The 10,618-nt window shown below is 60.7% G+C and carries 13 protein-coding genes; 11 read left to right on the top strand and 2 right to left on the bottom strand.

Annotated elements, in window-relative coordinates:
• A partial coding sequence (locus tag PVW46_RS13595; protein ID WP_274576195.1) for a pyruvate dehydrogenase E1 component-related protein occupies positions 1–200 on the bottom strand: 200 nt, incomplete at its 3' end.
• Between the two features lie 135 nt (positions 201–335).
• Here PVW46_RS13595 and PVW46_RS13600 point away from each other — a divergent pair.
• Positions 336–797, top strand: coding sequence for an Lrp/AsnC family transcriptional regulator (locus PVW46_RS13600; protein WP_274576197.1), 462 nt, complete (start codon positions 336–338; stop codon positions 795–797).
• Between the two features lie 36 nt (positions 798–833).
• Here PVW46_RS13600 and PVW46_RS13605 read toward each other — a convergent pair whose 3' ends face one another.
• Entirely contained in the window at positions 834–2,033 is a 1,200-nt protein-coding gene (locus PVW46_RS13605) for an NAD(P)/FAD-dependent oxidoreductase (protein WP_274576199.1), read from the bottom strand.
• Between the two features lie 262 nt (positions 2,034–2,295).
• Here PVW46_RS13605 and PVW46_RS13610 point away from each other — a divergent pair, with 262 nt between their 5' ends.
• Genes PVW46_RS13610 through PVW46_RS13655 form a run of 10 tightly spaced genes read left to right on the top strand, consistent with a single transcriptional unit; the run spans position 2,296 to position 10,337 of the window.
• Positions 2,296–3,096, top strand: a complete 801-nt coding sequence (locus PVW46_RS13610; RefSeq protein WP_274576200.1) for a creatininase family protein — start codon at positions 2,296–2,298, stop codon at positions 3,094–3,096.
• 3 nt (positions 3,097–3,099) lie between these two features.
• Positions 3,100–3,906: an ABC transporter ATP-binding protein gene (locus PVW46_RS13615; RefSeq protein ID WP_274576202.1), complete on the top strand. Its 807-nt coding sequence runs from the start codon at positions 3,100–3,102 to the stop codon at positions 3,904–3,906.
• A complete protein-coding gene (locus PVW46_RS13620; protein WP_274576204.1) occupies positions 3,887–4,750 on the top strand; it encodes an ABC transporter permease in 864 nt (287 codons plus the stop codon). The genes PVW46_RS13615 and PVW46_RS13620 overlap by 20 nt, the downstream gene beginning before the upstream one ends.
• A gap of 5 nt (positions 4,751–4,755) precedes the next feature.
• Positions 4,756–5,946 carry an amidohydrolase family protein gene (locus PVW46_RS13625; protein WP_274576205.1) on the top strand — a complete coding sequence of 397 codons (1,191 nt, stop codon included), beginning with the start codon at positions 4,756–4,758 and terminating at the stop codon, positions 5,944–5,946.
• Positions 5,943–7,307 carry an FAD-binding oxidoreductase gene (locus PVW46_RS13630; protein ID WP_274576207.1) on the top strand — a complete coding sequence of 455 codons (1,365 nt, stop codon included), beginning with the start codon at positions 5,943–5,945 and terminating at the stop codon, positions 7,305–7,307. The genes PVW46_RS13625 and PVW46_RS13630 overlap by 4 nt, the downstream gene beginning before the upstream one ends.
• Before the next feature lie 23 nt (positions 7,308–7,330).
• Positions 7,331–8,341: an ABC transporter substrate-binding protein gene (locus PVW46_RS13635; RefSeq protein WP_274576209.1), complete on the top strand. Its 1,011-nt coding sequence runs from the start codon at positions 7,331–7,333 to the stop codon at positions 8,339–8,341.
• Positions 8,342–8,363: 22 nt separating this feature from the next.
• Positions 8,364–8,957, top strand: coding sequence for an NAD(P)H-dependent oxidoreductase (locus PVW46_RS13640; protein WP_043144471.1), 594 nt, complete (start codon positions 8,364–8,366; stop codon positions 8,955–8,957).
• A 25-nt stretch (positions 8,958–8,982) separates the two neighbouring features.
• On the top strand, positions 8,983–9,612 hold the full coding sequence (locus tag PVW46_RS13645) for a TetR family transcriptional regulator C-terminal domain-containing protein (RefSeq protein ID WP_043144470.1): 630 nt from the start codon (positions 8,983–8,985) through the stop codon (positions 9,610–9,612).
• The gene (locus PVW46_RS13650; RefSeq protein ID WP_043144469.1) at positions 9,609–10,001 is read left to right on the top strand and encodes a RidA family protein; all 393 of its coding nucleotides are present in this window, start codon (positions 9,609–9,611) and stop codon (positions 9,999–10,001) included. Before PVW46_RS13645 ends, PVW46_RS13650 begins: the two co-directional genes overlap by 4 nt.
• Before the next feature lie 12 nt (positions 10,002–10,013).
• Entirely contained in the window at positions 10,014–10,337 is a 324-nt protein-coding gene (locus PVW46_RS13655) for a 2Fe-2S iron-sulfur cluster-binding protein (protein WP_167645700.1), read from the top strand.
• Positions 10,338–10,618 lie beyond the last annotated feature (281 nt).

A 10,618-nucleotide genomic window follows, 5' to 3' on the forward strand; every position in this document is an offset into this window, starting at 1 on the left:
GGGATCGTGTTGCGATAGGCCGAATAGGGTAGCCCGGCCGTGGTGACGCCCAGTCGGCGGGCATGGTCCTGAACACGGTTCAGAACGAACTGCGCCCGCTCCGGGCCCTCTGCCGTGGCCATGGATTCCAGCGAGTCCAGCCAGTCCCGCGTTTCTTCCGGGTCCGGGTCCTGGTGGGCGATTGCATCATGTCTGGACATGGGTTCCTCCGATTTTGGCGCAGATTAACCGTAGCGACTTGGCAGTTTGCGCCAATCTCGTTAGTAGTGCCCGAAAGTTTGGCAGACTGTGCCAAGAACTCCGTGTTCTTTGTTGGCATCTATCACGAGGCGGTTATGTTGGATTTGGACGAGATCGACCTGAAGATCCTGAACGAGCTTCAGGAGGACGCGCGTATCTCTCACCAGGTGTTGAGCGAGCGTGTTGGCCTGTCCCCGTCGCCCTGTTCCCGCCGCATCCGCATACTGGAAAGCAAAGGGATCATCACCGGCTACAGCGCGCATATTGATGAGCGAAAACTTGGCTTTGCCATGAATATCTTTGTCTCGGTCAAACTTGCACATCAGGTCGACACCGGGCTTGTGAGTTTCGAACGTGCCATCAGACTATGCCCGGAAGTCGTCGATTGCTGGCTGATGACCGGCAATCGCGACTACCTGCTTCGGGTGTCGGTTCGGGATCTGGATGAGTTCGAACACTTCCTGACAGCGCGGCTGACCCGGATCGACGGCGTCTCGTCGATCGAGAGTTCGATTCCCATCCGACGTGTCAAAGGCGGCATGTCGCGCTTGAGCTGACACGAGGTTATCGGGCGCGCTCAAACCGGCCATTTTCTACAGCAATGCTTTGAGATCGGCATCGGGATCGGAGACCTGCGCCTGTTCCGGCGACCGTCCCGCTTCGATCAAACGCTTGCCGATCATGTATCCGCGCGGGTCGTTCATCGCGTCGACAGCCAACAATCTTTCGCCCTGAAAGTACCAGTTCGACTGGCCGCCACGCGCGGCCTGGCGGACGACGACACGGTCGTAGCCGGTGTTCAGACCGGCAATCTGCAGTTTGACATCGAACTGGTCGGACCAGAACCAGGGGTTCGGCACGTAGTCGGTTTCCTGTCCCAACATGTTGGCGGCAACCGCTTCGGCCTGGTCGATGGCGTTCTGCACGCTTTCCAGCCGGATCATGTTTTCCCGGTAAGGCAGGCGCGTACAGTCACCTGCGGCCCAGATATTGCGGTCCGACGTTCGCCCGTACTTGTCCACTACAATGCCGCCATCACAGGGCAACCCTGCGTCCCGGGCCAAAGCGTCGTTGGGCTCGATGCCGATCCCGACGATGACGAAATCAACCTCCTGCGCTGTGCCGTCCGAAAAGCGCGCGGTTATTGTCTTGTCGCGTTCAAGTCTGTCCAGTCCGATCCCTTCCCGGATATCGACCCCTCTGGTCCAATGTAGTGTCCGGAAGAAATCCGAGGTTTCGGGTGCCGCCACCCGTTGCAGGATGCGCGGTGCCATTTCGACCAATGTCACCGACAGGTCCGAATTCGCGGCAACGGCGGCCGCCTCGAGCCCGATATAGCCGCCGCCAATCACTAGAACCCGGCGCCCGGCCTGAAATTCTGGCGCCATGCGGTCCACATCCTGCACGTTGCGCAGATAGTAGACACCAGGCAAATCCCCACCGACTGCAGGCGGAAGGCGCCGTGGACGTGCGCCCGTGGTCAAGGCAAGCTGATCATATGCGAAGGCCTGGTTGTCGAGGAGGAGGCGCTTGGCGTCCCTGTCGATTTTCCTGGCCGAATGCCCACGGATCAAGGTGATACCCTGATCAGTGTAATAGCCCTCGGGCCTCAGGTAGAGCTGTTCGCGCGCCATTTCGTTTCGCAGGTATTTCTTGGACAAGGGCGGGCGTTGATAGGGAAGGTCCGGTTCTTCGCAGATCAGTGTGATCTCGCTGTCAGGGCACAGGCTTCGGGCCTTGGCCGCCAGTGCAAAGCCTGCCTGGCCGCCTCCGGCAATAACCAACTTCTGCATGTCCTCCTCCCGGGTGGTTTCCAGATTGGTTGCGTTCCGCTTTGCGCGGCATCGAGCCGCATGCGGAGCGTCGCGGAAATGGAAACCCGCGGTGATTCGCGGGTTTCGAAGTTCATCATTCTGGAAAGGTCTCTGATTTACAGAATGTTACATACTTTTACCAAATAGTTTGACCATTTGCTATGTTTTTCTCTACGCTTCGATGGAGGGAGGACAAAATGATCAAGATCAAACTGAGGCCTGTCAGACAGGGGCCCGCGAGATGAAGCGGTACTGGGCGGATTATTCCAGGCGCGCATTCGCGGAACTGGAACACGAACGCATCATCGCGGTTCAACCAATCGGGGCGATCGAGCAGCACGGCCCGCATCTGCCCATGTCCGTGGATGCCTGCACCGTCGATAACCTCGCAAAAAGACTGGCCCAGGCATTGCCGGATGACAGCCCGGTGCTGATCCTCCCGACACAGGCCGTCTGCAAGAGTGATGAGCATATCGACTTTCCAGGTACGCTGACCCTGACAGGCGAAACCTTTGGGCGTGTCCTGACCGAGATCGGGGCCAGCGTCGCACGCGCCGGAGTGCGCAAGACGGTCTTTCTCAACGGTCACGGCGGGAATATTCCTGCCATGGATCAGGCCGCGCGGGAGTTGCGCGTGTCGCAGGGGATGATGACCTTTTCATGCACCTGGGTCGGATTCGGAATGCCGGAGGGGATCTATTCCGCCACAGAACGCGCCCACGGGATCCACGCGGGCGACATGGAAACATCGGTCATGCTGGCGCTTGACCCTGACAATGTGGACATGGGGCTTGCCCGTGATTTTCGGTCTCGCGGCCAGGATCTGGCTGAAAAGACTGATAATATCGGTCTTGGACGCGCTGTCAGGCCGGGTTGGAAAACACAGGACCTGAACACGGCAGGCGCCTGCGGCGAGGCACATCTCGCCACGGCCGAAAAGGGGGAGGCCACCCTTGATCACGCTGTGTCCGGTCTGGTCGCAGCAATGGCCGAGATCGACAGCATCCCGTTGTCCTGGCTGGACCGCAAACCGGAGACGTGAACGATGAATGACCTATCCAACCGGCCGGATACGCCGGACCTGATCGATATCCGCGACGTGGACAAGACCTTTGGCAATGGCACCGTTGCCGTGCGGGACATGTCGCTGGGCATCAAGCAGGGCGAATTCGTCAGTTTTCTTGGCCCGTCGGGCTGCGGCAAGAGTACGGCGTTAAAGATGATCGCGGGGCTGTTGTCCGTGTCGGGCGGCAAGATCACCGTCAATGGGCATCCAGCCGGCCAAAGCAGCGACGGCAACGACATCGGTTTCGTCTTCCAAGAAGCAACTCTGATGCCCTGGGCGAACGTCTACGACAATGTCTACCTGCCGCTGAAACTGCACGGGCTGAGCAAGTCCGAGGCACGCGAGCGGGTTGAAGAGGCGCTGTCGATGGTCGGGTTGGCCAACTTCGCCAAGTCCTATCCGCGGGAACTGTCAGGCGGGATGCGGATGCGCGTGTCGATTGCGCGTGCAATGGTGACACGGCCCAAGCTGCTGTTGATGGATGAACCCTTTGCCGCGCTTGACGAGATGACCCGCGCAAAGCTGAACGACGAAGTTCTTGCCCTGTGGGAAAAGCACGGTCTGACAGTGATCTTCGTGACGCACTCGGTCTTTGAATCCGTCTACCTGTCCAGCCGCGTTGTCGTGATGGCGGCCCGGCCCGGGCGTGTGGTCCACGATATTCCATTGTCCGGCGGGTACCCGAGAAACGCGGAATACCGCATGACCACCGAATACACCGAGACCTGCAAGCGGGTCAGCAACGCCTTGGAAGGGACCATGACCAATGTCGATCTCAACCATTGATCCCCAGGCCGGCACCAAGCCGGTCAGCCCCGCTGTCGATCCGCGTGTCCTGCACGCGCGGCGCGAACGTCGCCTGCGGATCCTGTTACCGATTATCGCGCTGACGCTGGCCATCGGTCTGTGGGAATTCCTGGTGTGGTACAACGAAGTGCCGCACTACCTGATCCCTGCGCCAAGCTTGATCGCCGAGACCCTGATCACCGACTGGGCATCTCTGATGCAAAGCGCGGCCTTCACCGTAAAGCTGACGCTGTTGTCTCTGGCGCTGGCCATTATTGGCGGCGTCAGTCTGGGTATGCTTTTTGCCCTGTCCCGACCGGTCGAGATGAGCCTGTTTCCCTTTGCGGTCATCCTGCAAGTGACGCCAGTCGTCGCGATCGCGCCGCTGATCCTGATCTATGTCAGCAACACTTTCGTCGCTTTGCTGATCTGCGCATGGATCGTCGCCTTTTTTCCGATCCTCTCGAACACAGCCATCGGGTTGCGCAGTGCCGACCACAACCTGCGTGACCTGTTCCGCCTTTACCAGGCCACGCCCTGGCAGCGGTTGCGGCATCTGCTGATCCCTTCGGCACTGCCCTATTTCATGGCCGCGCTGAAGATCGCGGGCGGCCTGTCCCTGATCGGCGCCGTGGTGGCAGAGTTTGTCGCGGGCACCGCCGGTCAGAACACCGGGCTGGCCTCACGTATCCTCGAATCCAGTTTCCGCAACGAGATTCCGCGGATGTTCGCGGCGCTCTTCCTCGTTTCCCTGCTGGGCGTCATCATCTTCCTGATCACCTCCTGGTTGTCCCGCGCCGTGCTTGGCCATTGGCACGAAAGCGAGATCAAGCGCGAAGGTTGATGGTGATGAATGCTCCTCAAATCCAGGGCGGAACCCTGACCGGCCTTTCGCTGGCCGGCAGGGACGGGACCTGGGACCTGACACACCAGGATGGCCGCATCGTCGTGCTACGGCCATCTACAACGACCGGCGGCGGCTTCGTGATGCCGCGCTTGGCGGACATTCACGTCCACCTCGACAAGACTTTTACTGCCTGTCGCATGCCGCATCGTGCCCAGTCACTGTTCGACGCCATCGACATGATGGCGGCTGATACGGCCAACTGGACGGTGGATGACCTGAAAAAACGGGCCGAAACCGGGCTGGCGCGGGCCTATGCCCATGGCACAGCGCTCATGCGCAGCCATGTAGACTGGCACGGCAAAGAGGCGCCCCTTGCCTGGAGCGTCCTGTCGGACATGGCACGGCAATGGCGCGGGCGGGTTGACCTGCAGCTGGCTTCGCTCACGCCGCTGGATGATCTGGTCGAGATCGGTGCGTCCGTGGCGAGGACCGTGCGAGAAGACGGCGGCGTTCTTGGCGCCTTTGTCTATCGCAACGAGGATCTTTGCCAAAAGATCCGCACGGTTTTCGACCTGGCCGAAAAACATGGACTCGATCTCGATTTCCACGTCGATGAAGGGTTGGAGCCCGAGGCCTGCGGTATTGACGCCATCATCGCGGAAACGGCGCGGCGTGGCATGGCTGGGCATGTCTTGTGCGGGCATGGCTGCGCCCTGTCCGTGCGCGATCCCGATGATGTGCACCGCGTTCTGGACCAGGGGGCCGAAGCCGGTGTGGGCCTGACCGTCCTTCCCGGGGCCAACAGCTATCTTCAGGACGGCGGCACCGGCCGGACACCACGCCTGCGCGGACTGGCGCCCCTGCACGAGGCGCGGGCCGCCTGTATCCCGGTGATGATCGGTTCGGATAATGTGCGCGACGGGTTCTACCCCTACGGCGACTATGACCTCTGGGACGTCTATCGCCTTGCGGTCCTGAACGGGCACCTGCCGCATCACGACTGGCTGGATGCGATCAGCACGGCACCGGCACGCTGGATGGGCCGGGATCTGAGCTTGCGCGAGGGCGCGCCGGCCTCCTTTGTCCGGTTCTACGCCACCGGACCCGGTGACGCGCTGAGCCGGACGAGCGCCAGGCGCGAGGTCTGGCAGAACGGCAGGCGGCTGCCAGGAATTCAAGGAGATGACAGATGACCACGACCTGGGATCAGGCGGCTTTCGCAGCGGCTCTGAACGGCATTCGTGCCTATGACGACGAGAAGTACCTAGCGGCGCGGTCGCATGACTATTTCTGGTACAGCCCAATCCTGAACGAGGAACTCAAGGACCTGCGGGGTGAGTTCCTGGTGATGCCGCAGACACTGGATGAGGTGAAGCATGTGGCCTCTCTGGTGGCGCGGCACCGGGTGCCGCTGACTCTGCGGGGGGGCGGAACCGGAAACTACGGCCAGTGTGTGCCGCTGGAAGGTGGCGTGATCATGGACCTGACACGCCTCGACAAGGTGATCGAGATCAAACCCGGCCATGTCAGCGTGCAGGCGGGGGCCCGCATCTCGCGGCTGGACGATGCGGTACGTGAAACCGGGCAGGAACTGCTGATGTACCCCTCGACCCGGCAAATGGCGACAATCGGCGGCTTTCTCGCCGGCGGATCCGGGGGCATCGGATCGTTGCGGCACGGTATGCTGCGCGATCCCGGCAATGTCACCCACGTCAAGGTCGTCACGGTCGAGCCCGAACCGCAGGTCATCGAGTTGCATGGCGAGGACATCCAGAAGGTGCAACATGCCTATGGCACCAACGGCATCGTGGTCGAGATCGGCCTGGCCCTGACGGAGGCGACCGACTGGGTTCATACTGCCGCTCTCTTTGACGGGTATGACAAAGCGCTTGAATTTGCCACGAGGGCGCAGGGCGAAGAGTTCGATTGTTACCTGCTGACGGCGGTGGAGCGCCGGTTTGCACCATACTACAAGAAATTCGGGGATCTCTTTCCCGATGACCGCGATGCGATCTTTGCCATGGTTGCGCCAAGGGAAATGGCGCGGTTCCAGGCCGAGGCCGAGCGCATGGGTGGGCGTATTTCCTTTGCCATGACCAAGCCCGAGATCCGCAAGGCCGGGCTGCAACCGGCCTATGAATGCGGCTGGAACCACACCACATTGCAGGCACTCAAGGTCGACAAGGGGTGGACCTACCTGCAGGTCGCCTATCCGCGCCCCTTCGATCCGCAACTGGTGATGCGACAGATGGCACGCTACGGCGACGAGCTTTTCTGGCACCACGAAATGGCGCGCATGGACGGCGAGATCCAGATCTTTGCCCTGCCGCTGGTCCGCTATCGCGGCAAGGAAGAGACATACGAACTGATCCGGGAACTCGATGAGATCGACGGTTGCACGATCTTCGATCCGCATGTCGTGACCATCGAGGACGGCGGCATGAAAGAGATCGACGACACGCAAATCGCCTTCAAGAAGCTGGCCGATCCCTACGGCCTGATGAACCCGGGCAAGACACGCGGCTGGAGCGCCGATATGGCGCGCGCCGACTGACAGGACCAATAAGGAGGAAAACCATGAAAACGATGAAAACGGCCCTTGGAGCCCTCTGCGGTATCCTGACGGCGGGCGCCGTCTGGGCAGACGATAAAGTGGTGTTTGGCACCAACTGGCTGGCGCAAGGTGGGCACGGTGGTTTCTACCAGGCCCTGGCCGACGGGACCTATGAGAAATACGGGCTCGACGTCGAGATCCGCCCGGGTGGTCCGCAGGTCAACAACCGCCCGATGCTGTCTGCCGGACGGCTGGATTTCTTGATGGCGGGCAACCTGCTCCTGTCTTTCGACAACGTGCGCAACGGCATTCCGACAACCGTCGTCGCGGCCTTTTTCCAGAAGGATCCGCAGGCGCTGATGGCCCATGCCGGGCAATACGAGGATTTCGCCGCGCTTGCGTCCGCGCCGACGGTTCTGGTTTCCAAGGACGGGCAGTTCAGCTTCTGGCAGTGGCTGGTCGACGAGCATGACTTCCAGGACGAACAGCTGCGTCCCTACGGCTTCAACCTGGCGCAGTTCCTCAATGACGAGGCGCTGGTACAGCAGGCCTACGGCACGGCAGAGCCGATCTATGCCGCCAATCAGGGGGCGGAGGTGGATACCTTCCTCCTCGCGGATCACGGCTGGAGCACTTACGCGACCACAATCGAGACCCGGCAGGATCTTGTGGATGAGAACCCCGACCTGGTCCAGCGGTTCCTGGATGCCTCCATCGAGGGTTGGTACAACTACCTCTACGGCGACCGCACTGCGGCCTATGACGCCATCATCGCGGCCAACCCGGAAATGACCGTCGCCAAGTTGGACAAGGAAATGGCCCAATTCGACAAACTGGGCATCATTGATGTCGGCGAGGCGCTGGAGCTGGGAATCGGTGCGTTGAGCGCCGAGCGGATTCAGGCCTTTCATGACCTCGCCGTGGAGTCGGGCATCATCGAAGCCGGAGCCGTGGATCTGTTAAAAGTGGCTGACACCAGTTTTGTCAACAAGGGCCATGGTCTGGACATCAAGTCCGCACTGACCGGCAACTGATCCACTCCGAGGAGCGCGGCCAATGCGGACACTCATCGTTTTTGCGCATCCAAGTGCCGAAAGCTTTGGTGCCGCGCTCCTCGACATGGCATGCCGGACGCTGGCGGGACAGGGGCACGACCTGCATGTGATTGACCTGTATCGCGAGGGGTTCGATCCGGTCCTGTCGACGGAGGACTGGTCGCTTTACCAATCACAGCCCGATCGCCTCGCCGACAAACTCCGCACACATGTCGACGCAATGCTTTGGGCTGAAAGCCTGGTATTGATCTATCCGACATGGATGTACGGCCCGCCCGCGATCCTCAAGGGCTGGCTGGAACGGGTCTGGCTGCCGGGCGTCGCTTTCGGCATTCCTTCGGCGAAAGGCAAGCGGCCCAGTGGCAATTTGCGGAACATCCGACGGTTCACTGTTGTCACAACCTCGGGGTCTCCCTGGTGGTGGCTGCGCATCATCCGTGACCCGAACAGATCGCTGATGATGCGGGGGTTCCGGATGTTGTTCAATCGCATGTGCCGGGTAACCTGGCTTCAATTACATAGTATGAACCACAGGTCCAAATCTGACCGAGAGGCATTCCTGGGCCGGGTCGAACGTAAACTGGCGCGCATCTGATGCGCGCAAACCGAGGCGATAACAAATGAATGTCGCACAGAAAAAACGCACGCTGATGCGCGATACCATTCGCGACGCGGCCATTCGGGAATTTGCGCGCAACGGTCTGGCCGGCACGTCAACCCAGGCGATTGCCGATGCCGCGGGTATATCCAAGGCACAACTGCACTACTACATTTCCAGCAAAGAAGACCTCTACCAGGAGGCTCTGGGGTACATCCTGTCCGAATGGCGCGAGATCTTCTTTTTGTCCTCCAGCCGCGACGATCCGGAAACAGCGATCCGAGCCTATATCGAACGCAAGATCAGGCATGCACTGGAGCATCCTGACAGTTCGCGGCTCTTTGCCAAGGAAATGGCACGCGGCGCACCGGAAATGGCCGAGCACTGGCCCGGGTTGCGTGCGGCGGTCGACGAAGCGTCGGATGTGATCCGGGCATGGATCGACGAGGGCAAGATTGCCCCGATCGACCCCCTGCTGTTCCAGATCAACATGTGGGCGGTGACGCAGCACTATGCCGAATACGAGGTGCAGACACGTATGTTGATGGATGCCGAGCCGGATACACCTCTCGATGCGGACCGCATCGCAAATGAAGCCATCCAATTGTTCCTGACCCGCTGTGGTCTTGCTGAACCCGGAGAGAAAGAATGAAAGCACTTATCCCAGGAGCCCTGCCGTCGCCTTTCGGGGCCTATTCCCATGGTGCAGCGGAGGGGGGGCTGATCGTGACCTCCGGGCAATTGGCGCTGGCCAAGGATGGCACCATTCCGACGGATGTGCGGGCGCAGGCCGAGCTTTGTTTCGATTACATTGATGCGATCCTTGCCGAGGCAGGTGCCGATGTATCCCATGTTTTGCGGTTTTCCGCATTCGTGACACGGCGTGAGGACATGGCGGCCTATATGGAGGCACGCGATGCCCGGGTCGCGCATCTGCCCGTCAAACCGGCCTCTACCCTGGTGATCGTCAGCGGGTTTACCCGTCCGGAATTCCTGGTCGAGGTCGAGGCCCTGGCGCAACTCCCGGCCAAGTCGAGCTGAGGATTACAAAACATGGTTGAAGTGACCTTTGTCGAGGCCGATGGCAGCCGCAGGGTTGTCTCTGCAACAATTGGCCTGTCCTTGATGGAAGTGGCGCGAAATGACGGTGTTCGTGGAATCGAGGCGGAATGCGGTGGTGCCTGCGCCTGTTCGACCTGCCATGTCTATGTTGCCGGAGACTGGGTTGCTCTCATGCCAGAGCGAAGCCCGATCGAAGAGGATATGCTGGACTTTGCACATGAGCCGGACCCGACGACGTCAAGGCTGGCCTGCCAGATCCCGATTTCGGAAGATCTGGACGGCCTGATCATTTCGGTCCCGGAACGGCAATGCTGAACTGGACGCCATCGCGCCCAGGCGCCGATGGCGTCCAGTTTCCCTGAGTTGTGCGCCCGGGCCCGTTCTGCCCGGGTTCGCACGATGCGACGAGGAATGCAGGGCGGTGCCTGGTGCGATGTGAGTTGGCGGGATGCGCCTCACGTCTTGTGTCGGATCGGCGTCACGTGCGATTTGCCATCCGTGTACCCGCGGCGCCGCTTGACATCCGCGAGCCTCGAAAGCGCATCAATCGCCTTGCCTTCATTGGAATAGCCCCCTGAAAGTGGTCCACCAACTGG

It is taken from the genome of Mameliella sp. AT18 (genome assembly GCF_028807275.1).
Lineage (GTDB): Bacteria > Pseudomonadota > Alphaproteobacteria > Rhodobacterales > Rhodobacteraceae > Antarctobacter > Antarctobacter albus.